Below are 25,342 nucleotides of genomic sequence, written 5' to 3' on the forward strand. Positions count from 1 at the left end.
TGTCAGCTGTTGTTTTTTTCGTTAAACGTATATTTTCCAAGTCTCAAAATACAGAAAAAAACTAAAGTCACAGCCTGTAAATTGTAATCAGAAAATTCTAAAAATGAATGAGCTATATTATTCCTCAAGTTTTTTCCTTTTCTAGTGAATGTATACTTAAACAATTCAATGTCCTTTTCTGTAAAGTACTTTTTTGTTGTTTGGTTTTCTAATAATTCCTCAAGTAATTGTTCTTTTAATTCTCCATTTTTAGAGGTAGATGTATTACCTCCAGACAATCTGATAAAGTCTCTTAATGCACCTTCGAATTTTAAAGTCAAAGAATCCATTGCTAAAATGAAGTTGTTGATTTTATTAGTATTCATTAAAACCGAGAGTTCAAATTGAGAAAAAAGATTATGGATTCCTGGTGCAAGCATTGTTAACCAGTTCGAGTTTTGGTCAATTTCATTATCGGTCATTCCTCGTTTGAATTTAGTACCATACCAAGTTTGAGATTCAAAAAAGTCATAGATTTTGTAATAATTGAGTTTACCTGTTAAAATTCCGTCTACAAAAACTTTTAGGAAGAGACTGAAACATTTAACTCCGTGGGAAATCGTATAACTCTGGATGACTTCTTTATCAATTTTTTCTGAATCCTTTAAATTCTTGAAGTTGCTGTTTATATCAAAAACACTTGTGCTAAATAAATTATGAATTGAGTTTTTAATACTTTTCTTGGCATTTTCTAGATTTTCAATTGGGTCAACTAGAATGTCTTCATTAATTGAGAAGAAAGCAAGTATTCCCTCTGTTGGCATATCCAATATGACTTTTGATTTCATATCGAGATAACTATTAAACATTTCTGTTTCCTTTTCTCCAAGTTGCCAACTTACTTTTCCGAGTTTTACCGTTTGCTTAAGGCGATTATACTCTTTAAGATTTTCTTCTGCTTCTTCCAGCTTACCTGCAAGTCTTAAATATTTTGCCTTTGTTCCAATTGTGGTATACTTTGCAAAGTCTGTATCCTCTTGATGCTGTTCTAGAATTAAGTCTTCGTTTTTGGCTAATAACTCATACAGTTCATTTAACGGAAGTTCTAGTAAATTATAAAGTCGTATACCAGTTTCTAATTTTTGCTTATTTGAAAAATATGATACAGGATTTTCTTCTTCAATCCAACTTGGTAATTTTAAAGCAATATCATTTAGTTCCTGTTTAGTAAGGATATTATTTTCTAGAATAGAATTTAAAATATTTGGTTTAAACCAATTTGGTAAGTCATTAACAAGCGTAATTGCGACTTCTTTGGCGACTTCTATTTTCTTCTTTGTTTTCTTTGATATATGTAAAATTGCAGAAAGAATTATGGGCAACTCACGAGCTTCCTCCGATTTGATTCTATTGATTGTAGCAACATAATTATCAATAGCTATTTCAGCATATTTATGATGCTTAATTTCTTGCCAGAGTAAATGAGAATATCTTGATTTTAGCCAAGTATTTTGTGTAAATTCTAATCGCTGTTTAAGATATTCTATGTCCTCCTTTTCTAAACCAATTGTTGTAATTTGACCTTGTGAATCTGTGACTTGAACGTTTGTCACTAACTCGCCTTTATTTAGATTGTAATTGAGTGATTTTCTTTCTATAATAATTTTCTTTTCCCACTCTCCTTTGATTTTAGCGGTTGCTTTCAGTTCTCGATGAATGTTCCATATACTTAATGAGTTCAAATTTTCAATTGAGGCATAAAAGTCTTTTAATTCATTTGGAATCTCATTCATAGGTTTTGGTCAAACTAATAGCTAATAATAAAAATATGGATTGACCTAATAATTCATATCCACTGTTAAATTACGGTTATTTTTTTGATAAAGTCAAGGGTAATTAATTGCCATAACTCAAACATTACATTATATTTGCAGCCCGAAAAACAAATATAAAAATATGACAGCAGCAGGAAAATTGACCTTTGATGTACTAATAGAAATCCCTAAAGGAAGTAGAAATAAATACGAATACGATTTTGAACTAAAAAAAATTAGATTTGATCGTATGTTGTTTTCATCAATGATGTATCCTGGAGATTATGGGTTTATTCCTGAAACTTTAGCTTTAGATCAAGATCCTCTAGACGTTTTAGTATTAGGAACAGAGCCAACATTTCCAATGTGTGTTATGGAAGTAAAACCAATAGGTGTGTTTCACATGACAGATGAAAAAGGACCAGATGAAAAATTAATATGTGTGCCAATTTCTGACCCAATCTGGAATAAATACAACGATATTGAAGATTTAAACCCACATAGAATTAAAGAAATTGAACACTTTTTTCAGGTTTACAAAGACTTAGAAGAAAAGAAAGTTGATGTTGGTGGTTGGGGAAATGCTAAAGAGGCATACGAAATCCTTAACAAATGTGTGGAGCGCTACGAAAGCAGTGAGCACAAAGCAAACGGTAACTTTACAATATAAAATAGCTTGTAACATAGCAATTTAGAGCCCTTACACTGCAGAAGTGTAAGGGCTTTTTAATATTAATCCATTTTGTTACATTTGTTAAGATACAAACTAATCAAATTAATAAAATATGGAATCAAATATGATTTTTGTGCCAATGATATTGGCAATTGTAGGATTACTGTTCATGTTCGTAAAGATGTCTTGGGTTAAAAAACAAGCACCTGGAAACGAAAGAATGCAAGGCATTTCAAAATCAATTAAAGAAGGTGCACTAGCCTTTTTAAATGCCGAATACAGATTGTTAGCAATATTCGTTGTTATTGCATCTGTAGCTCTTGGAGCAATATCTTACTTTGTTGATACTACACATTGGATTATAATAGTAGCTTTTATTATAGGAGCTATTTTTTCAGCTCTTGCAGGAAACATTGGTATGCGAGTTGCAACCGAAGCCAACGCACGTACTGCCGAAGCTGCAAAAACAAGCTTACCACAAGCGCTTAAAGTGTCGTTTGGTGGTGGAACAGTAATGGGACTAGGTGTTGCTGGTTTAGCAGTACTAGGACTTAGTTTACTGTTTTTTGTTTTTATGAAAATGTTTATTGTTGGCGAAGCTTCTTTTTATGATGAAATGACTATTGCTCTAGAGGCATTAGCAGGTTTTTCATTAGGAGCTGAATCTATTGCACTATTTGCACGTGTAGGTGGTGGAATTTACACTAAAGCTGCCGATGTTGGTGCAGATTTAGTTGGTAAAGTAGAAGCTGGTATTCCTGAAGATGATCCTCGTAATCCTGCAACTATTGCAGATAACGTAGGAGATAACGTTGGTGATGTAGCTGGTATGGGAGCCGATTTGTTTGGTAGTTATGTAGCAACAGTATTAGCAGCTATGGTGTTGGGTAATTACTTAATTAAAGATATGTCAGTCAATACACCTTTTACTGACGACTTTAATAATATGGGACCAATCTTGTTGCCAATTGTTATTGCAGGTGTAGGTATTTTAGCTTCAATTATAGGAACGTTTTTAGTGAAAATTTCTGGTAATAATGCTAAAGAAGCTCAAGTTCAAAAAGCATTAGACACAGGAAACTGGGTAGCTATCATTATAACTTTAGCAGCTAGTTTTGGCTTAATTAAATATATGTTACCTGAAACTATGAGCATGAAGTTCTTTGGTGAAGGTTATGTAGAGGTATCATCGATGAATGTATTTTGGTCAGCGTGTATAGGATTAGCTGTTGGAGCACTAATTTCGGTAGTTACTGCTTACTTTACATCATTAGGTAAAAAACCAGTTTTAGATATAGTACAAAACAGTTCAACAGGAGCAGCAACAAACATTATTGCTGGTTTAGCTGTAGGGATGAAATCTACATTTGCATCAGTAATTTTATTTGCAGCTGCAATTTATGGATCGTATGAATTAGCAGGATTTTATGGTGTTGCTTTAGCAGCATCTGCTATGATGGCTACTACAGCTATGCAGTTAGCTATTGATGCTTTTGGACCAATTGCAGATAACGCAGGTGGTGTTGCTGAAATGAGCGAGCTAGATCCTGAAGTGCGTGAGCGTACAGATATTTTAGACTCAGTAGGAAATACAACTGCAGCTGTTGGTAAAGGATTTGCTATTGCTTCTGCTGCATTAACTGCATTAGCACTATTTGCTGCGTATGTAACGTTTACAGGAATTGATGGAATAAACATTTTTAAAGCTGATGTATTGGCAATGTTATTTGTTGGAGGAATGATTCCTGTAATCTTCTCAGCTTTAGCAATGCAATCAGTAGGAAAAGCTGCAATGGAAATGGTGCATGAAGTGCGTCGTCAGTTTAAAGAAATTCCTGGAATTATGGAAGGTACAGGAACTCCTGAGTATGCAAAGTGTGTTGATATTTCTACACAAGCAGCATTAAAAGAAATGATTTTACCTGGTTTAATCACCATTATTACTCCTATACTAATTGGTTTAATTTTTGGAGCTGAACCATTAGGAGGTTATATGGCAGGAGTATGTGTTAGTGGTGTAATGTGGGCAATTTTCCAAAACAATGCTGGAGGAGCTTGGGATAACGCTAAAAAATCATTTGAAGCTGGAGTTGAAATTAATGGTGAAATGACTTATAAAGGAAGTGATGCGCATAAAGCTGCTGTAACTGGTGATACTGTTGGAGATCCTTTTAAAGATACATCAGGACCATCAATGAATATTTTAATTAAGCTAACATGTTTAGTAGGATTGGTTATTGCTCCAATTTTAGGAGGTCATACTGCTGAAACTGGTTTAGCAGGTAACGATGATATTACTAAAGAAATTACCGTTGAAATTAATGATGATGGAACCACAGGGAATGCTGTAGCTGTTTTAACTAAAACAACAACTGTTAATGGAGAAACCACTACTGAAGAAAAAATTATTGAAGGTACTCTTGAAGAAGTTGAAGCTAAAGTAGAAGCAATGAACAATGATAAGACTGTTGATGATGTTGAGGTTAAAATTAAGAAAACAGTTACTGAAGAAATTGAAAAACAAAGTTAGTTTTCAAAAGTTATACTACAAAAAAGCCACATCAATTTGATGTGGCTTTTTGTTTGTCTTTTATTCTTTAGAATAAACCGTTTATTTCGGCATCTATTTTATTAATGATAAAACCAAGGTCTTCAGGGTTAGCAACAAAATCTAGGTTGTCTACATCAATGATAAGTAGTTTTCCTTTGTCGTAACCATGTATCCAAGCTTCGTAACGTTCATTTAATCTACTTAAATAATCAATGCTAATTGAGTTTTCATAATCGCGTCCACGTTTATGAATTTGTGATACTAAGTTTGGAATAGTGCTTCTAAGGTAAATTAACAAATCAGGACCTTGAACAAGAGATTCCATCAAATCAAAAAGTGAACGATAGTTCTCAAAATCTCTATTGGTCATCAATCCCATAGCATGAAGGTTAGGTGCAAAAATATGAGCATCTTCATAAATGGTTCTGTCCTGTATAATGTCTTTTCCGCTTTGGCGAATTTGTAATACTTGTCTAAATCTAGAATTTAAAAAATAAACCTGCAGGTTAAAACTCCAACGCTCCATCTGGTTGTAAAAATCATCTAAATACGGATTGTCTACTACGTCTTCTAATTGTGGTTCCCAGTTAAAATGTTTGGCTAATAATTTGGTGAGAGTTGTTTTACCTGCACCAATGTTTCCTGCTACTGCAACATGCATGTTTATTTAATTTTTAGTTGGAATTTACTTAGGATTTTGCTGTCGTAAATATACAAGGTTTCATTGGCCAATAAAAACTGATTTATTAACAATTTTGACCTTTGAATTGGTACAACATCTTGACTATTGCTTGCTAAAAAGTAGAGTTGATTATCAGTTTTTAAAACCACATTTTCATTATTTAAAGCCATTTCAGTGAAGCCTTTATTCTCCATTTTAGAAATAAGACTTCCTAAATAATTGTACTTGTACAAGTACTTTTCGGTAAGCATCCAGCAATAGTTGTAGTTGCTTTTTAGATCGAGTACATTAGATTGTACAGGAAGCGATCTTACCTTAACCTTGTTCATTTTATAATCATAAAGTTCAAGTTGTTGTAAATCTTGATTAAAAACCCAAAGCGAATTGTCAAAACCAGTAGTAATATGTGATACATTTTTATAAGGTTGCATCATATTAAAATCTATTTTGAAAATTTCGGCTAAACGATTATCAAGAATAACAACAGTATTAAAACTCTTGTAAAACAGATTAATTTTTAATGGGTTAAAAGCATTAGCAGAAGTAATGTTTCCTAATTGAACATTGCTGTAGTTTATTGATTTATTATTTGAAGTTTTATAAAACGTATTGTTTTTAATATGGTAAAGCGTTTCAAAATCGTCAATACTAATAATCGTTTCCTTTTCAAGTTTTAAGCTATTTATAAGCTTTATCTGTATACTATCTTGAGCATAACCAGAATATATAAGGAATAAAAAAATGTAGTTAATCCATTTCATTGCGAAATGAAAAGTACAAAAATCAAACCATATTGCATAAATAAAAAAACACCTTTGTAAACAAAGGTGTTTTTTAAAGTTGCTATTAATCTAATACTACTCTTTTAAAACTTTAAAATTAGTTGAAGTTTCTCCAGAGTTAACGGTTACAATGTAAATTCCAGTAGCAAGACTAGATAAATCTACACTTACATCTTGTGCATTGGTTTCTTTAGTTAAAACAGCTTTTCCAATAATACTGTTTACTGTTACTTTATTAATGTTTTGGTTGTATTTTATATTCAATACATTATTAGTTGGGTTTGGATAGTATTTAAAACTGTTTAAGTCAAACTCGTTAACACCTAAAGTAGCATCGTAGGCAGCAATTCTAAATTTGCCAAATTGATAAGCCCAACCCCAAACTCTTATTATTACTGTTTCTCCTGGAGTTTTATTAGTAAATAACATACCAGCAAATTCGTTACCTCCAATTACAAATTGATTGCTGCAATAAGCAGTTCCTGTGTTTGGTGGAGGTAGGTTGTAATGAAATGGTTCTAAGGTTTCTGTTCCACAAGAACCAGTATAAGTTTCAATGGCAGTGTCACTCAAATTAGTTTCAGTTGGTTCTGCTCTAGTTTCAATAGTAAAGCTACCTGAAGCAGGAACCACTACCGAAAACCATACGTCTTTACCATAGATGCCAAAATCTGGTAAGGTTCCGCAGTTAGGAAAATTAGAATTTCCCGGATTAACTGACGCAGATGTATTGGTAGCAACTATGTAACTGTCTTCAAAAGACTGACCAATTGTTAGTGCTATAGGGTTTGAACAATCATCGTTCGATGGCGCATCAGGTGACTTGTATGCACACAATTCAAAATAAATAGCTTGTGATGAATTTGATGATGTTACGCTTACATAATAAGTTTCTCCAGCAGTTAAATCGGCTAAAACAATATCTTGACACTGTAAGGTTGGAGATGTTGGTTCTTCAAGGAAAGGGTTTAAGAATCCAGGAGTTCCGCCATATACTCCTATGTATAAAGGAGTAGAACCATTTACAAGGTCTGCTCTAAAAGTATACTCTCCAGTTTCAGTTGGTGTAAAGCTGTACCACACATCAGGATTTGAAGTGCTGCATTCAGCTTCACTAGTATAAGTTGCATTAGTTGTGTATCCAACAGATGCATTTTCGCAAACATCAAAAGTAGACTCTAACAACACATCAGCGTTTGCAGGTTCGTCGTTTGATGGCGCATCAGGAAAAGGATAAACGCATAATCTATATTGTGTAGATGCACTCGCTCCTCTGGTGTTAATGTAATAAGTTTGACCCATAGTTAAAGTAGCGCTAAAATACCTTGTAGCACAACCAGTCATACTATTTAAGTTGCCTATAGTTCCAGAAAAAACACCTATTCTAACATCAAAAATGCTTCCTGTTAAAGCTTCAATTTCAATGGAATATTGACGCGTTTCAGTTGGTGTAAATGTATACCAAGAGTCAACCCAATTATCATAACCTGGACAAGTTGCAAATTCTGGAGATTTGGTAAACCCAACAAAATTGTCGGTTTCTTCATTTTCACAAACATAAGATGTTGAAGCAAGTATAGCAGGAGCTCCAATAGGCTCATCAGTTTGTCCGTTTACAATTTGGGAAAAAGCAATAACAAAGAGTAAAAGTAATTTTCTAGTCATGATTCATATTTGTTTTAGTCTTGTAACAAAAGTCAAAAAAAAAGACTTTTTTTCAATGTGTTTAGGTACCGTTAACTTATCGTTAACCTTAGTTTACTTTGTTAAATAAGTAATAGTGAATAAGTTTACACTCAACTTAGAGTTGTCTTAAGATAGCTAAGTTAATTCAGAATTAAAACTAAAAGACTAATACAATGAAAAAAAATTACTTATTTCTTGCCCTTATGTTCTTTAGCTTTTTTGCTAATGCACAAACGGTATCAATTAATGAAGTTACGCTTGGTGGTCTTACAACAAGTACATTTCAAGAATTGCCTATTGATCCTGACGATAATTATTCTTACTCACAGAGTATTTATTTGCAGTCAGAAATTAATCAAGCTGGTAGTATTTCAAAAATTACATATTATACTGATGGAGTTTTAGAAAATTCAAATGACATAGTTGTATATATGGCTGAAACTGCTAATGATACTTTTGCTTCTAATTCTGATTGGATTCCTTTAGCTAACTTAACACAAGTGTTTGCAGGCACATTTACAGTGTATAATAACGAGGTGTCTATAATTTTGGATACACCATTTAGTTACTCAAATACAGCAAACTTAGTTATAGTAGTTGACGAAAATCAAGATGATAATGACTCTAAAGATTTTATTGCACACAACTTAGGATTTTCAGAAGCTAGTGGAAGAGTGCTGCATTATGGAAATAATTTTACTAATCCTGATCCTGCGTCACCACCTTCTGGAATTTTAGATTACTACAGAGCGAATATTGAATTAGATTTTAACGCAATTACATGTTATCCTCCAAGTGCTATTAGTGTGGATGATACTTATGAAACTTCAGTAAATGTTAGCTGGACCTCAAGTGCTTTAGAGTGGCAATATGTTGTGCAATCACCAGGAACTGGTAATCCTGACGCAGCTACACCTGTTAGTGTTTCGTCTAGTTCGGTAAACGTTCCAGGATTGACTAATAATACTGAATATGAGTTTTATGTGAGATCAGATTGTGATACTGATGGTGTGAGTGATTGGATTGGTCCAATATTTTTTAGAACTGCTTGTGGTATAGTAGATGATTTTTCTGAAAATTTTGAAAGCATGCCAGATGAACTTGTAACTCCTTATTGTTGGACAACAATTTCAAGTTCAACAGGAACAGAGCCTATATTTAAAGTAAATACTAGCTCTACGCAATCATACTCTCCTGATAATTACTATGAAATTCAAATGAGTAATGATGATACTATGCTTTTAGTTTCTCCTGAGAGTACAACTATTGCCGATGGTATGCATAGAATAGAATTTGCAGCTAAAGTAAACTCAGTAGGTTCAGATGAAACTGTTATAAAAGTTGGTTTAATGTCTGACCCTAATGACGAAAATACATTTGTAGAACTTAACAGTTTTGCGTTAATCAACTCTTCTGAAAACACTAATAACTATTCACTTTACTATGTAAATGTACCGTTAAATGCATCAGCAAGTCATTTAGCATTTAAACCAGAAACAACCGCTTCGTTTAATAAGATTGTTTATTTAGACAATATAGTTGTTACTACACAGCCTTCTTGTTTTGAGGTGCTAGATGTAGAGGCAAGTAATATTACCGATGTTTCTTTTGACTTAGAAATTACTCCAGATATTCAAGTGCAAACGGAATGGGAAATGGTAATTGTTCAAACTAGTTTAAACTTTAATCCAGCATTAGAAACTCCAATAGTAACAAGTTCCCTTACAAATAATATTACATTGGATTCTGATGGACAAGCAATTATACCAAATAGTCCTTATAGAATTTTTGTTAGAGCTAATTGTGATGCAGCAGGTAGTGATGGTTCTGGTTATAGCACTTGGTTTGGACCTTACGATATAAGAACCGCTTGCGCGCCATTTGCAACTAATTTTACTGAAGACTTTGATTTATATTCAGATGCTGATTTTCCTTTTTGCTGGAACAAAAACGTTACATCTTCTGGGTCTCCTCTAGTTGAGGTAAATACTTCTACATCGTATGCTAACTCAGGAGCTAATGCAATTATAATGAATACAGGTAATGATGCTAGTGCAAATGTGTTACTTATTTTACCTCAACATACTACTGCTAATGATGGTATGCATAGACTAGAGTTTTATGCTAAAAAGAATAGCGAGAATGCTGATGCTAATATAATAGTTGGTACTATGAGTGATCCTGTGGATGCTAACACTTTTCAAGAAATAACTGAACTTCCAATAACAACTGGTGGCTTCTCAGGTAGCTTTCTTCAATATTTTGTGAATTTACCAGCAAGTACTGATGAGTATGTAGTGCTTAAGCATGGAGCAGGTACTGGAGCAAGCATTGCTTTTTATATTGATGATGTCACAATTACAGATCAACCTGCTTGTACTGAAGTGTATAATGTTGTAGCTGAAAATGTAACAGACGCTTCTGTTGAGGTTAGTTGGAATTTTCTTGGAGGACAAAACAGTTGGGAGTATGTTGTGCAACCTGCAGGAACAGGTGAGCCAGCATCAGGTGTTGTAACTTCTTCTAGTACTTCAAATAGCGATTTTAATAGTCTTACAGATAATACTGCTTATGAAATTTATGTAAGAGCTGATTGTGATACAAATGGTACAAGCCCATGGGTTGGACCAGTTTATTTTACGACATTATGTGTGCCAGAATCAGGGACTTTCACTAACGGTTTTGAGGGTAATGCTAACAATGCTGAAATAGAACCATGTTGGTCTAGTTTAATTAATCCTGCATCAACAAGCCCATACGTGAGATACAGTACTTTTCAAGCTCAAGAAGGTTCTATTAGTGTGAGAATGTATAGTGGTAATGATGAAACTTCAGATATCTTTTTAATTACTCCTATGTTGTCTGATTTTGATAGCACTAAACAAATTCGTTTCCATGTTTATGACGATCACAATGGAGGTTTAGAGATTGGTACTATGACTGATCCTACTGATGCTTCAACATATACTACATATCAAACATTTTTAGATGCAGATATGACTGATGATGCATGGGATGAGAAAACTGTGACCTTTGATAGTTATGCTGGATCTGACAACTATATTGTGTTTAAGTACAACGCTGCAACAACTTTTGATAATTTATACATAGATAATTTTACTTATGAGGATAATCCTTCTTTAAGTGCTAATGATTATGATTTTAACAGCTCAGTTAAAATATATCCAAACCCAGTAAAAAACACATTACATGTAAGTGGTAACACTATTGAGACAGTTGATGTTTATAGTATTAATGGGAGCCACATATTGTCGCAACAGTTAAGTACACAAACTATTGATGTATCTAATCTTGCTAATGGAATATATTTTGTAAATCTTAAAGATGCAAACGGAAATACAGCTATTAAAAAGTTTATAAAAAATTAAACGTAATACTTTTTACTAAAAAGTAGTTTTTTTCATGGAAAAGGCCAGTAATTTAGTTTACTGGCTTTTGTTTTTTTAATCTTTAATTACAAACTCTAGTCCAACACCTCTAACGCTATTAATACTAATATTAGGGTCTTCTTTTAGATGTTTTCTTACCCTTGTAATAAATACATCCATACTTCTCCCAGAAAAAAAATTGCTTTGTCCCCAAACCTTTGCGAGTATATCATCTCTAGGGATAAGTTTATTTTTGTTAGTGAATAAAAAATAAATAAGCTGCGCTTCCTTTTCAGTAATCTTAGCGCTTTTACCATTTATACTTAATGTAAGATTTTTGCTGTCAAATAAATACTTGCCAATAGCAATTGGCTCTTCTTTATCAGTCTCTAAGCTAATGGTTTGTTGCTGGTTAGTTCTTTTAATGATGTTGTTTATTCTTAAAATGAGTTCCTCAACATCAAATGGTTTTGAAATATAATCATCAGCACCTAAGCTTAAACCTTTTATTCGGTCTTCTTTAGCTTTACGAGCAGTTAAAAATAAAAAAGGTGTTTCGGGGTTTTTCTTACTGAGTTTTTTTGAGAGTTTAAAGCCATCTAGCTTAGGCATCATTACATCAATAATGCATATGTCAAAAGAGTGCATTTTAAATAAATCTAAAGCTTCAGAGCCATCTTTTGCCCAAACAACTTCAAACTTATTTAGCTCCAAATATTGTTTTAGGGTAGTGCCAAAATCAATATCATCATCAGCTAATAAAATTCTCTTTTCCATTTTCTACGGGAATTTTTATATAGAATGTTGAGCCTTCTTTTACTTTGCTTTCAACGTCTATTATTCCATGGTGAGCTTTAACAATTTGACTACAGTAGTAAAGGCCTAAGCCTAAGCCTTTGTAGGTGTGCATGTTTTTTTCGCTCACTCTATAGAATTTATCAAAGATAAGTTTTTTATTTTTTTTAGAGATGCCTATGCCATTATCAGAAATTGCAATAGTATGCATGTTGTTAGTGATGTTATACTTTATTTTAAGCACTGTGCCATCAAATTTTATGGCATTATTTAAAATATTAATTATAGCTGTACCAAGAAAAAACTTGTCAATTTCAACTTCGGTATCATTAACTTCAACATCTCTTAAAAATTGAATATTAGTAGGTAGTGTTAATGCAAAGTCATCGCACACTTCATTAATAAAATCTGGCAGACTAACTTGTTCGAGATTTAAATTAATGTCGTTATACCCTAAACTGTTATCTACTACCTGATCAATTAAATTTTGAAGACGTTTATTTTGTCTGTTAATAGTGTCAATAGATTCTTTAGCAATATCTGTATTGTCTTTTGCAAACCTATTGGTTAAGGTTTTGGTGGCAATTGATAAAGTTGAAAGTGGTGTTTTTAGTTCGTGAGTAATATTATTGATGAAGTCAGTTTTAATATCAGAAATGCGCTTATGTTTAAATAAGTTTCTAATAGAGTATGTTACTAGGGATATTACAAAAAGAAACAGTAAAAATGCAATTAAGAAAAGAAACAGCAGTTGTTTAAAAATGATTTTATCCCAATCTACAATTTTCATGTAAATACTAGCTCTATATTTAACTGTTACAGATTCTAGTTGATGATTGTCATTTATAAACCCTTTGTCAAATGTCCAGTTCCAAGCATTAATGAGTAATCCTTCTTCAAGTAGGAAATCAGTACCAATTAAAAATATTGGTGAATCTTTGTCTTCTATAAGAAGGTTTTCGACGTTTCCATTTTCATCAATAAGCTGAATTGAAGATGCTACTTTTTTAAATAATATATTTTCGTTTAAACCCAAGCGCTCAGCTTCTTTATTGAAGTATTCTGTAAATTCGTCGTTCCTGTCGTTGGCAAAAAACTTTAAATCTGCGAGGAGTTCTTCTTTACTAATTCGGTTTCGTTTATAATCAGGAATTTTGTCTACAAAATCCATACGATAATGCCACGATAATGAATCAACATATTTGGTTTTTATTATGTCGCCTATTTTGGTTCTAGAGTCAACTGCAAAGCTTTTTTTTCTAAGATCAAAGGTGTTGAACGTTAAATACCCTTGCATGCTCGTCAAGGCTATTAAGGCAATAATTGCTCCAGCAATAAGGAATTTCGATTTTATTTGCATAGAGTTAAATTACCATAAAAAGATGAAAACAGTTTAATACAATACTCTATTAACTTATTGTTAACCGAGAATATTTCTATAAAAATAGGAAAATGAAATTAACCAATGAGTTTATACCCAAAGCCTCTTACGTTTATGATTTGGATAGTGTCGTCTTTAGATAGTTTTTTTCGAAGTTTAGTGATAAAAACGTCCATGCTTCTTGCAGAGAAAAAATCGTCATTTCCCCAAAGTTTATTCAAGATGATAGACCTCTCTAAAACCTGGTTTTTGTTTTTAATTAAATGAAATAGTAAATGCGCTTCTCTATGTGTGAGTTGTGATTTTTCTTCAGCGTTAAATTGAAGTGTTTGCTTTGGGAAATCAAACGTATAATCTCCAATTTTTAATACTTCTGAAGTTTTTTGTGCCTGTGTTCTGTTTAGCAAATTGTTAATTCTTACAATAAGCTCTTCCATGCTAAACGGTTTTTTTAAGTAATCATTTCCACCTATGGTAAAACCCTCAACAACATCTTGCGTTTGCGATTTGGCAGTTAAAAAAATAATAGGAATTGTATCATCAATTGCTCTAATGTCTTTAGCTAATGTAAATCCATCTTTTTTGGGCATCATAACGTCCAAGACTAAAATTTCTGGAGTTTCAGACTGGTATTTTTCAAATGCTTTTTCACCATTATCACACAAAATAACATTAAAGTCTCTGGTTTCAAGACTTTCCTTAATAATTTGACCAAGTGCTGGCTCATCTTCGGCTAATAAAATGGTGGTTTTAGGCATTAGGTAATGTTATTTTAAATGAGGTGATGTTATTTTTTAAATCAACAGTGATAGTTCCGTTGTGTTTTTCTGCAATTTTTTTGGTGTAATACAGTCCAATTCCAAAACCTTTAACATCATGAGTGTTGCCCTTAGGAACTCGGTAAAATTTCTCGAAAATCTTGTCTTTATTAGCTTTGGTTAGCGTGTTTCCATTGTCAGAAATAGTAATGGTAAACGCAAAATGATTTTGCTCGAGCGACATTGAAATCGCATCTCCACCATATTTTATAGCATTGTCAATAATATTATTGATGGCATTTTCAAAATGGAACACATCTACTTTTGCCGAAATGTTTTCAGGTATACTGAAAGTTATGGTTTTGTCACTGTTAAGTTGATGTTTTTCAATACTCGTGGTCAAAATTTCCGAGATGTTATAAGTGTCTTTGTTGAGCTCAAGATTTTCACTATCAAGTGTAGCGGTTTCTAGTAACTTTTCAACCATAGTGTTTAATTTTGAAAGCTGCGTGTTTGATAAATCTAAATACGTTTTTGTTTTAGCTTTATCTTCAATAACATTAAAGTTTTGAATGCTTTCAAGTGCAACACCAATGGTTGCAATAGGTGTTTTGAATTCGTGTGTAATGTTGCTAATGAGGTCATTTTTTACTTCAGCTAATTGTTTTTGGTGCTTGATGATTTTAAGTAAATAAAACAAACAGCTTATCACTGCCAGAATTAACAATGTAGAAATTAAAATACCACCAAAAATGCGTTTTAAAATAAGCTTTGTTTGATTTTCAAAACTTAAATTTAGAGAGCTTCCTTTAGGTAATAACGTAGATTTTGAAACAACGTTTAAAATGTTTTTTGAATCGGTTATTGTGTCTTTTATCCTCTTTGTTTTGTCTCTATTAAAATCAAGTGTGTAATCAATAGTGATGTTTTTTTGAGATAAGTCAGTAGTTATTAAACTGTCAATTTTTTTAACATCAAGCGTGTGATTTGAAATAGAAATAACAACTTTAGATGTAAGCAATTCAAACCCTTTTACTTTTATAGAGTCTTTTTTTATGTCAATAGAATTCAGCTTTTTGTGATCCCATTTTGCATTTAAAATTGAATCTACATTAGCGCCTCTATAAATAGAAATGCCATCAGTAGTTTCAAGATTAAGGCTATCAAGGTTTTTAAACTTTTTTTGGGTAATATCAATTTGCTTTAAAATGGAGTCAAACTTATGATCTTCGGCAAAAAAGTCGTCCTTGTCATTGCCTTCAAAAGCAAATCCAATGGTGGTTTGTTCAGCAAGATTAACATAGTAATCATCAACAGCTTTATCTAAACTCACCTGAACATCTTTAATAAGTTGCTGCTTGTTGGCTAAATAGTTTTTATAATTCCAATACACTTGTATCGCAATAGTACTGAGTATTACGGTAACTATGAAGTATAATATTATTCGGTATCTAGAATCATTCATAGGTCAAAAGTAAATGTTAAAGTAGATAAAAACTAATCGGTTAACACACGTTAACACTGGTTAACTTAATACTCATTTGGGTTGGCTTAAGTTTGTAAAGTATTAATCAAAAAACGAATATAGAATGAACACATTTATTAAGCTTACGGTTTGTGTTATGATGTTGGTTGTAACAAAAGTAAGTGCTCAAGAGTTTACAGGAGTTGCAACCTACAAGTCAAAACGAAAAGTAGATATTAAGCTAGACAGTACTCAGGTAAACTCTGAAATGCATCAAAAAATGATGGATATGCTTAAAAAGCAGTTTGAAAAAACGTACATACTTACGTTTAATAAAGAAGAATCGGTTTATAAAGAAGAAGAATCGCTTGGAGCTCCTCAACCTGGTGGGATGGAAGTAGTAATGATAAACACAGGAGGAGCAGATGTGCTGTATAAAAACACAAAAGAAGAACGCTACACTAATCAAAATGATGTGTTTGGAAAAATCTTTTTGATAAAAGACGAGCTAAAAAAACTTGATTGGCAATTTGGCTCAGAGACTAAAAACATTGGCGAATACACTTGCTATAAAGCAACCATAACTCGCGAGCGACCAAAAATTGTTGGAGGTATTAGTGTTAATGGTGATAAAGATCTAGATGAAGAAAAAGAACCTGAAATGGAAACCATAACTATTACAGCATGGTATACGCCTCAAATTCCTGTAAACAATGGTCCTGGTAATTATTATGGGCTCCCAGGTTTAATTCTTGAGGTAAACGATGGGTCAGAAACTGTCATTTGTAGTAAAATAGTGCTCAATCCAAAAAATGAAGTTGAAATCACTGAGCCTAAAAAAGGTAAAAAAGTGACTAAAGAAGAGTTTGATAAAATTATGGAAAAGAAAATGGAAGAAATGAAAGAACGTTATAGCCCAAGAAGAGGAAAAGGTGATGGACAAGAGATTGAGATAAGAATAGGAGGTTGATTTTATTGGATTTTAACATTTTACAATTAAACTTTCAATTGTTTTAGATGTCTAACAATAGTTAAAACTGTATTTTTAACACAAACTCTTTAGACATAAAACAATGAAATCAATCTCAATTAAACTTTGTGTTGTATTAATTACACTATTCAGTAACACGCTTTTAGCTCAAGAATTTCAAGGTAAAGCAATCTATCAATCTAAGACTACAGTCGACATGGATAATTTTGGAGGTCGACAAATGAGCGAAGAACAAAAAAAGATGATTACTGAGCGTATGAAAAGCATGCTTGAAAAAACCTTTATACTAACCTTTAATAGAACAGAATCTACATATAAAGAAGAAGAAAAGCTAGAAACACCAGGTTCTGGAGGAGGTCCATGGAGAGGAATGATGAGTAGTTTTACAGGTGGTCCGCAATACAAAAATGTGAAGGAATCTAAGCTTTTACAAGAACAGGAGTTTTTTGGAAAACAGTTTTTAGTTGTTGATGAGCTTGAAACTCTAGAGTGGAAAATGGAGGGAGAAACCAAGCAAATTGGTCAATACACTTGTTATAAAGCTACAGCTGTAAAAAAAGTAGATGAGATGGATTTTATGAATATGCGAAGACGAAGAGATAGAGGCAATGACGAAAAGGAAAAAGCAGAAAAATCTAAAGATTCAGTAGATAGAGATGATCCAATGAGTGAGTTGGAAGTGCCAAAAGAAATAACCATTACAGCTTGGTATACACCACAAATCCCAGTGAACCAAGGTCCAGGAGAATATTGGGGATTACCAGGTTTAATTCTTGAGGTTAATGCTGGTAGAACAACAATATTGTGTTCTAAAATTGTAATGAATCCTGAAGAAAAAGAAGAGATTAAAATGCCTTCAAAAGGTAAAGAAGTAACAAGAGAAGAGTACAACCAAATCATGAAAGATAAAATTGAAGAAATGCGCGAAATGTATGGAGGCAGAGGAGGTCGTGGTAACAGACGTTTCTAATCAATTCACGTTTAAATAATCCCAACTAAAAAATCAAATGAAAAAAATCTTTATGTTCATGCTGCTCTTAGCAGCAAGCAATTCCTTTGCTCAAATAAAAGTAGAAGGTGTAGTAAAAGACAGTATAGGAACTCCGCTTGAACTTGCTAATGTTGTTGCAATTAATCAAGAAACAAAAATTCTGGAGTCTTATGCTGTAACTAATGATAAAGGACTTTTTAAACTTTCGTTAGATAAAAATTCGGCATACAAAATTCAGGTGAGTTATATTGGAATGAAAACTTACGAAGAGCTGTTGAACACTAAAGAAGCCGATTTAAAAAAAGACTTCACTTTAAAAGTTGATAATAGTTTAGATGCGGTTGAATTGGTTTACGAAATGCCAGTAACAGTCAAAGGAGATACACTAATTTATAATGCTGATTCCTTTAAAAATGGAACCGAACGGAAGCTAGAAGATGTCCTTAAAAAACTACCTGGAGTTGAGGTTAATGACGACGGAACCATTGAGGTTGAAGGGAAGGAAGTGAGTAAGTTAATGGTAAATGGAAAAGATTTTTTTGATGGTGACACAAAATTAGCGACCAAAAATATTCCTTCTAATGCAGTAGATAAAGTTCAAGTACTCCGTAACTATTCTGAAGTTGGTCAGCTTAGTGGTGTTCAAAACAATCAAGATAACGTTGCAATTAACATTAAGTTAAAAGAAGGAAAAGAGAATTTTTGGTTTGGTGATGTTACATTAGGAGCTGGTACTGCACCTTCACCTAATGATGAGTTGTATTTGGTGCAACCAAAACTATTTTATTACAGTCCAAAATACAGTGTCAACATCATTGGAGATATGAATAATGTTGGTGAAGTTGCTTTAACTAATAGAGATTTAAGAAACTTTGGAGGTGGTTTTAGAATGCCAAGTAGAACCAGTGGAACGAGTATTAATTTAGGAGATAATGGATTAGGAGGATTGACAAATATCTCAAGAGCTCAAGAAGTTGTTACAAAACTTATTGCAACTAACTTTAGCTATTCGCCTAAAAAATCATTGGATTTTAGCGGTTTTCTTATTTACAATAGTTCTAGAATGCGAACTAGAGAAGAGAGTTTTATAGATTATATTGAGTTTGAAGACGACCCAAATACACCAATAGACGAGTCGGCAAATATTCCGCCAGATGAAGCTACTGTACAAACAGGAAGAGAGGCAACAAACCAGTTTTTGGCAAAGCTTAGCGCTAAATACCAACCAAACGTTAATAATCAATTAGATTATGACGTGTTGGCACGATTTTCTGATGATGAAGAGCGCCAAAATTTATTTTCATCTGTAGTAGGTAATACTGATCAGGTTGACACAGCTTCACCATTCAGTATTAATCAGAATTTTAACTACTACTACACGTTAAACGAGAATAATATTTTTGCTCTAGAAGCACAACATTTAATAAAAGACGAAGATCCGTTCTACAATGCGCTATTGGTTAACGACCCAACAAACAATGATGACGAAGAAAACCAAGATGCGTTTGATACTACAGCATCAGGATTAGGGCTAGATTTAGACCAGTTTTCATATAATTTAAATCAAGACCGTCGTGTAAAATCCAACCAATTAGATGCTAAATTGGATTACTACAATATTTTAAATTCAAAAAGTAACATCAACTTTACCTTAGGAACGATTTTAAGTAATCAAAAGTTCAATTCTAATATCTTTCAGTTTTTAGATGACGGAACACAATTAGACCCAACACCTCAGGTTACTGATGCAGAGGGCAATATGCTGACTGCAATAAATGATGTAGAGTATAATTTTTCTGATATTTATCTTGGTGTACATTATAGGTTAAAATCAGGGAAATTTACCTTTACTCCAGGACTGTCGTTACATGCATACAGCAATAAAAACACACAAGCAGGCGAAACCTTATTTGACGATAATTTCTTTATGGTTTTACCAGATTTTGAAACCAGAATTCAATTTAAAAAGAGTGAAAGCTTAACCTTTAATTACCGAATGAATACATCGTTTACTGATGTTACTAATATAGCTGAAGGGTTAGTGCTTAATAATTACAATAGTATTAATTATGGTAATGCAGAATTGCAAAATGCCCTTTCGCACAATTTGAGCTTGTTTTATCATAGTTTCAATTTGTTTAATTATACCAATGTGTTTGCTGGAGCAAATTATAGTAAAAACATAGATCAAATACGTTCATTAACCAATTTTGAAAATGTAATTAGAACAAGTACTTATTTCAATTCTGGATTTGCCGACGAAAGCGCATCTCTTTTTGGTAGAGTGCAACGTACCTTTGGTAAAGTAAGAGCAAGTTTAAGAGCAAATTTTAATTACAGTAAAAACAACCAATTTGTTCAAGGAACTCAATCTGTAAATGAGAGTTTTTCACAAAGCTATACTCCAGAAATTAGAACAAACTTTAGAGAAGCGCCAAACGTATCGTTTAGATATGCATATAGTGTGTCTAAAAATGACCAAGGAACAAATAGTGTAACTTACACCACAAATGCACCTTCAATCGAGTTTGATGCTTATATTTGGAATTCGGTATCGTTTTTAACAGACTTTACCTATAACGAACAAGATAATGGCGAAGGACAAAAAGATGTTTTTAGAACTTGGAATGCTTCATTACGCTATAGAAAAGACAGAGATGCTAAATGGGAATACTCACTAATAGCTTCAAACTTATTAGATATTGATTCTAATGTTAGCAATGGAGCAGGAAGTATTTCGGTATTCAGTTCTGAAACGTTTATTCAACCGCGTTTTATAACTTTTAGATTGCAATATGAGTTGTAAAAAGTAATATTTTTTACAAATTGATAAATTATTGTTTGTTCAGAACAAAAACAATAATATATTTGCCAACGGTTTTGGGGAGATACTCAAGCGGCCAACGAGGACAGACTGTAAATCTGTTGTTTTTTAACTTCGCAGGTTCGAATCCTGCTCTCCCCACGAATAAATACAAAGAGCAAGCAAAACATAAAGCTTGCTTTTTTGTTTTGTGGGTCTTTGTGTTTTCAAAGCGTAGCTTTGCAGGATCAACGCAGTTAATCCTCAATAAAAAGAGCAGATTCCCCTATGAATCTCATTAAATTATTCTAGCAAGCAAAACATAAAGCTTGCTTTTTTTGTTTTGTAGGTCTTTGTGTTTTCAAAGCTTAGCTTTGTAGGATCAACGCGGTTAATCCTCCATGAAAACTTACTAGTTTCTCTCCAGTCTTAACGTTTATTTAGAGGCACAATTTTAAAAATAGTTTTAACTTACGGTTCTTAAAATTAATAGCAAATCCATAAATGTATGATTTCAAATAAAATAATTAGAAATACTTTTCTAGCCTTGTTTTTAATGACATTTTCAGCGTATTCTCAAAATAAAGAGGAAAACAAAGTAGTTGAGGACATTATTAAAGAAGCAAATGAAAATTCACAATTAGAATCCTTAGCACACCATTTATTAGATGTAATTGGTCCAAGATTGGTTGGGACACCTCAAATGAAACAAGCCAATGATTGGGTGGTTGATACCTATGATGATTGGGGAATTTCTGCAGAAAACGAACAATGGGGAGAATGGAAAGCTTGGGAAAGAGGTATTACTCATGTGGATATGGTATCACCAAGAGTGCAGTCGTTAGAAGGAATGCAGTTAGCTTGGAGTCCAAGTACACCACAAGAAGGTATTACGGCTGAGGTAATTGCTATACCTAGAATTAAAGATTCTTTAGATTTTGTAAAATGGCTGCCAAATGTAAAAGGGAAGTTTGTACTAACTTCTATGAAGCAAATTACAGGTCGACCAGATGAAAATTGGGAAGAATTTGCAACCGAAACATCCTATGAACGTATGAAGCAACAACGTGATTCATTGACTAAGGAATGGTTGCAAAATATAGCAAGAACAGGTTATGGTAGAAGAGGTATTATTAAAGCTTTTGAAGATGCAGGAGCAGCAGGAATATTGTCTTCATATTGGTCTAAAGGGTTTGGTGTGAATAGAATTTTTAGTTCACGTACTGATAATATTCCAACTTTAGATATTGAAATGGAAGATTATACAATGCTTTACAGACTTGCTGAGAGTGGTAATACGCCAACTTTAAAAGTAGTTGCACAATCCAAAGATTTAGGAGTAGTACCAACTTTTAATACAATAGGTAAAATAGAAGGAAAAGAATTGCCAAACGAATATGTTATTCTTTCAGCGCATTTAGATTCTTGGGATGGTGCAACAGGAGCAACCGATAATGGTACAGGTACTATTTTAATGATGGAAGTAATGCGAATCCTTAAAAAAGTATATCCTAACCCAAAGCGTACCATTTTAGTAGGGCATTGGGGAAGTGAAGAACAAGGTCTTAATGGATCAAGAGCGTTTGTTGAAGACCACCCTGAAATTGTAGAACATGTACAAGCTGTTTTTAATCAGGATAATGGTACAGGTCGCGTTATAGAAATTTCTGGTGCTGGATATTTAAATGCATACGACTATATTTCAAGATGGATGTATCCTGTTCCAAGAGAAATAAAAGACCAAATAAAAACCGATTTCCCTGGTTCGCCTAGTAGTGGAGGCTCAGATAATGCATCTTTTGTGGCGGCTGGTGTTCCTGCATTTTATTTGAGTGCTTTAGATTGGTCATACCGAAAATATACGTGGCATACCAACAGAGATACTTATGATAAAATTGTTTTTGATGACGTAAGAAGTAATGTTATTTTAACTGCAATTATGGCTTATATGGCATCAGAGGATCCTAATCTAGCTTCTAGAGAAAAAATTGTATTGCCTATTGACCCAAGAACAGGAGAACAAAAAATATGGCCTGAGCAACGTTCACCAAAACGAAGAGGAGGTTTAGATGATTAAATCTAAATTAAAAGTATATGCGTTAGTTGTTGCTTCTTTGTTGGTTTTGACCTGTAAGGAAAAAGAAGTAGCAGCACCTTTTCATGTAGCAAATCTTTTTGATAGTAACCAACCCAATACACTTGGGCTTACTGAGGCTAAAAACAAAGAAACAGTTACTATTTTTGCACCTACAGAGAACGAAAACAAATACAATCATGGAGTGGTGTTATTTCCTTTTAAACACATGCTCTATGCGCAATGGCAGAGTTCTTCGGTAGATGAAGATGGAGAAGATACTCAAGTGTTTTATTCTAGAAGTTATGACGGAAAAGTTTGGAGCAAACCTATTGCGCTAACATTAACATCTAGTTCAAAAATCACTACAAGTGGAGGTTGGTGGAGTAATGGTGAAACACTTGTGGCTTACATTTGTGTATGGCCAAAAGACGAAGCTAATCCTAAACAAGGTTATACAGAGTATATGACTTCAAGTAATGGAGTAGATTGGTCAACTCCTAAAAAAGTTACTGATAAATTAGGAAATCCTATTTTAGGAATCATTGAGCAAGATGTACATGCAGTGCCTAATAGAAGAGTTGTAACTGCTTTTCATATGCAACCTGGTTTAAAAATCACACCTTTTTATACTGATGACCCTTTAGGAATATCTGGTTGGCAAGCAGGAAAGATGAAAAATTTGCCTTCTGATAAAAATATGAGTAGAGCAATTGAACCTAGTTGGTTTTACAGGAAAAAGGACAAAGCTATAGTTATGGTGTTTAGAGATCAAGAAAGTACGTTTAAAAAATTGGCATCAGTAAGTTATGACAATGGAGTAACATGGACGATGCCTCAATTGGTTGATACTCCTGATTCCAGGGCAAAACAGAGTGCAGGTAATTTACCAGATGGAACTGCGTTTATGGTCAATAATCCTTCAGGAAGCAAAACAAGAATTCCATTAGTTGTAACACTTAGTGAAGATGGTTTTTTGTTTGATAAAGCCTTTTTGTTGCGTAGCGGAAACGAATCTGATTTACAACCTATGCGATTTGAAGGTAAATATAAACGAGTAGGTTATAGCTACCCTAAAAGCGTAATTTGGAATAATTACCTTTATGTGTCTTATGCTACAAATAAAGAAGATGTAGAATTAACGAGAGTTCCTATTGAGAGCTTGAAAATAGATTAATAAAAAAACCTCATAATTTAATTATGAGGTTTTTTTTGAGCTTCAATATGTTATAGTTTATAAGCCAAAAGCAGTTTTAACTTTGTCTACATAATCAAGTTTTTCCCAAGTAAACAATTCAACATCAACTGTAATTGGTTCACCATTTGGTTGTTCAAAGGTTTTGGAAACAGTTTCAGGAGTTCGTCCCATGTGTCCGTAAGCAGCTGTTTCGCTATACATTGGTTGTCTAAGTTTTAGTCGAGATTCAATGGCAGCAGGACGCATGTCAAAAATTTCAGAAACCTTATTGGCAATTTCTCCGTCAGTCATATTAAACGGACAAGTACCGTAAGTGTCAATGAAAATTCCCATAGGTTCAACCACTCCAATAGCATAACTTACTTGCACTAAAACTTCATCGCAAACACCAGCTGCAACTAGGTTTTTGGCAATGTGTCTGGTTGCGTAAGCTGCACTTCTGTCTACTTTACTTGGGTCTTTTCCGCTAAAAGCACCACCACCATGGGCACCTTTTCCACCATAAGTATCAACAATAATTTTTCGTCCTGTTAAACCAGTGTCACCATGTGGTCCACCAATAACAAATTTACCAGTTGGGTTAATGTGGTAAGTAATGTCATCATTAAACAAGGCTTGAATGTCTTCAGGTAATTTTGAAATAACTCTAGGAATCAGGATATCGATAATATCTTTCCTTATTTTTGAAAGCATTGCTTCGTCATTATCAAAATCGTCATGCTGTGTAGATATCACTATAGAGTCTATGCGTTGAGGTATATTGTCATCACTATATTCAATGGTAACCTGACTTTTAGAGTCTGGTCTTAAATAGGTAATGTCTTTTTGTTCTCTTCTTAAATCAGCAAGTTCTTTTAGTATTCGGTGAGATAAATCTAAAGCAAGAGGCATGAAGTTTTCAGTTTCTCTTGTTGCGTAACCAAACATCATTCCTTGGTCGCCAGCACCTTGTTCTTCTTTAGAAGCTCTGTCAACACCTCTATTGATATCATCTGATTGCTCATGAATAGCAGATAAAACACCACAAGAATTTCCGTCAAACATGTATTCGCCTTTAGTGTAGCCAATAGCATTAATAGTATCTCTTGCTATTTTTTGAACATCTAAATAAATATTCGATTTTACTTCGCCAGCAAGTACTACTTGTCCTGTAGTTACTAAGGTTTCGCAAGCTACTTTAGACTCAGGGTCAAAAGCTAAAAAGTTGTCTATTAGTGCGTCGCTAATTTGGTCTGCTACTTTATCTGGATGTCCTTCTGATACACTTTCAGATGTAAATAAATACGCCATAAATAATAAATGTAATATTACGAAGGGATTTGACGAAAGC

General features: G+C 33.3%; 17 protein-coding genes and 1 tRNA gene. 9 read left to right on the forward strand and 9 right to left on the reverse strand.

Translation table 11 applies throughout. The features are described 5' to 3' along the window. Positions 1 to 2: 2 nt before the first annotated feature. Positions 3 to 1,772: a DUF4209 domain-containing protein gene (locus A8975_RS12265; RefSeq protein WP_134200815.1), complete on the reverse strand. Its 1,770-nt coding sequence runs from the start codon at positions 1,770 to 1,772 to the stop codon at positions 3 to 5. A 163-nt stretch (positions 1,773 to 1,935) separates the two neighbouring features. Here A8975_RS12265 and A8975_RS12270 point away from each other — a divergent pair, with 163 nt between their 5' ends. Both A8975_RS12270 and A8975_RS12275 read left to right on the forward strand, forming a co-directional pair. Then, positions 1,936 to 2,463, forward strand: coding sequence for an inorganic diphosphatase (locus A8975_RS12270; RefSeq protein ID WP_129761132.1), 528 nt, complete (start codon positions 1,936 to 1,938; stop codon positions 2,461 to 2,463). Positions 2,464 to 2,578: 115 nt separating this feature from the next. Beyond that, positions 2,579 to 4,996, forward strand: a complete 2,418-nt coding sequence (locus A8975_RS12275) for a sodium-translocating pyrophosphatase (RefSeq protein WP_129761131.1) — start codon at positions 2,579 to 2,581, stop codon at positions 4,994 to 4,996. Between the two features lie 67 nt (positions 4,997 to 5,063). Here the strand turns inward: A8975_RS12275 and A8975_RS12280 are convergent, their stop codons facing one another. The 3 genes from A8975_RS12280 to A8975_RS12290 form a co-directional block, all read right to left on the reverse strand. Next, the gene (locus A8975_RS12280; protein WP_129761130.1) at positions 5,064 to 5,678 is read right to left on the reverse strand and encodes a deoxynucleoside kinase; all 615 of its coding nucleotides are present in this window, start codon (positions 5,676 to 5,678) and stop codon (positions 5,064 to 5,066) included. Positions 5,679 to 5,680: 2 nt separating this feature from the next. Continuing rightward, complete coding sequence (locus A8975_RS12285; RefSeq protein WP_134200817.1) at positions 5,681 to 6,460, reverse strand: hypothetical protein; 780 nt, start codon at positions 6,458 to 6,460, stop codon at positions 5,681 to 5,683. Positions 6,461 to 6,556: 96 nt separating this feature from the next. Beyond that, a complete protein-coding gene (locus tag A8975_RS12290) occupies positions 6,557 to 8,146 on the reverse strand; it encodes a T9SS type A sorting domain-containing protein (RefSeq protein ID WP_134200819.1) in 1,590 nt (529 codons plus the stop codon). Between the two features lie 194 nt (positions 8,147 to 8,340). On the opposite strand from A8975_RS12290, the gene A8975_RS12295 reads away from it, so the two are divergent. After that, positions 8,341 to 11,556, forward strand: a complete 3,216-nt coding sequence (locus A8975_RS12295; protein WP_134200821.1) for a T9SS-dependent choice-of-anchor J family protein — start codon at positions 8,341 to 8,343, stop codon at positions 11,554 to 11,556. Between the two features lie 75 nt (positions 11,557 to 11,631). Here A8975_RS12295 and A8975_RS12300 read toward each other — a convergent pair whose 3' ends face one another. From A8975_RS12300 to A8975_RS12315, 4 genes are all read right to left on the reverse strand, one after another. Beyond that, complete coding sequence (locus tag A8975_RS12300) at positions 11,632 to 12,333, reverse strand: response regulator transcription factor (protein WP_131508887.1); 702 nt, start codon at positions 12,331 to 12,333, stop codon at positions 11,632 to 11,634. Next, a complete protein-coding gene (locus tag A8975_RS12305; protein ID WP_134200823.1) occupies positions 12,308 to 13,711 on the reverse strand; it encodes a sensor histidine kinase in 1,404 nt (467 codons plus the stop codon). Before A8975_RS12305 ends, A8975_RS12300 begins: the two co-directional genes overlap by 26 nt. Positions 13,712 to 13,809: 98 nt before the next feature. Then, positions 13,810 to 14,490 (reverse strand): response regulator transcription factor, encoded by a 681-nt coding sequence (locus A8975_RS12310; protein WP_134200825.1) that lies wholly within the window; start codon positions 14,488 to 14,490, stop codon positions 13,810 to 13,812. Further along, entirely contained in the window at positions 14,483 to 15,955 is a 1,473-nt protein-coding gene (locus A8975_RS12315; protein WP_134200827.1) for a sensor histidine kinase, read from the reverse strand. Before A8975_RS12315 ends, A8975_RS12310 begins: the two co-directional genes overlap by 8 nt. Before the next feature lie 124 nt (positions 15,956 to 16,079). On the opposite strand from A8975_RS12315, the gene A8975_RS12320 reads away from it, so the two are divergent. From A8975_RS12320 to A8975_RS12345, 6 genes are all read left to right on the forward strand, one after another. Continuing rightward, positions 16,080 to 16,925, forward strand: coding sequence for a GLPGLI family protein (locus A8975_RS12320; RefSeq protein ID WP_134200829.1), 846 nt, complete (start codon positions 16,080 to 16,082; stop codon positions 16,923 to 16,925). 103 nt (positions 16,926 to 17,028) lie between these two features. Continuing rightward, positions 17,029 to 17,916 (forward strand): GLPGLI family protein, encoded by an 888-nt coding sequence (locus A8975_RS12325; RefSeq protein ID WP_131508893.1) that lies wholly within the window; start codon positions 17,029 to 17,031, stop codon positions 17,914 to 17,916. Between the two features lie 37 nt (positions 17,917 to 17,953). Next, the gene (locus tag A8975_RS12330) at positions 17,954 to 20,743 is read left to right on the forward strand and encodes a TonB-dependent receptor (RefSeq protein WP_134200831.1); all 2,790 of its coding nucleotides are present in this window, start codon (positions 17,954 to 17,956) and stop codon (positions 20,741 to 20,743) included. Positions 20,744 to 20,819: 76 nt separating this feature from the next. Next, positions 20,820 to 20,902, forward strand: a tRNA-Tyr gene (locus tag A8975_RS12335). Between the two features lie 346 nt (positions 20,903 to 21,248). Then, positions 21,249 to 22,817: a M20/M25/M40 family metallo-hydrolase gene (locus A8975_RS12340; RefSeq protein ID WP_134200833.1), complete on the forward strand. Its 1,569-nt coding sequence runs from the start codon at positions 21,249 to 21,251 to the stop codon at positions 22,815 to 22,817. After that, on the forward strand, positions 22,810 to 23,991 hold the full coding sequence (locus tag A8975_RS12345) for a sialidase family protein (protein WP_134200835.1): 1,182 nt from the start codon (positions 22,810 to 22,812) through the stop codon (positions 23,989 to 23,991). Before A8975_RS12340 ends, A8975_RS12345 begins: the two co-directional genes overlap by 8 nt. Positions 23,992 to 24,048: 57 nt before the next feature. On the opposite strand, the gene metK is transcribed toward A8975_RS12345, so the two are convergent. Continuing rightward, entirely contained in the window at positions 24,049 to 25,302 is a 1,254-nt protein-coding gene (gene metK, locus A8975_RS12350; protein ID WP_129761117.1) for a methionine adenosyltransferase, read from the reverse strand. Positions 25,303 to 25,342: the final 40 nt, after the last annotated feature.

This window comes from Meridianimaribacter flavus, assembly GCF_004366715.1.
GTDB classification, from domain to species: Bacteria; Bacteroidota; Bacteroidia; order Flavobacteriales; family Flavobacteriaceae; genus Gaetbulibacter_B; species Gaetbulibacter_B jejuensis.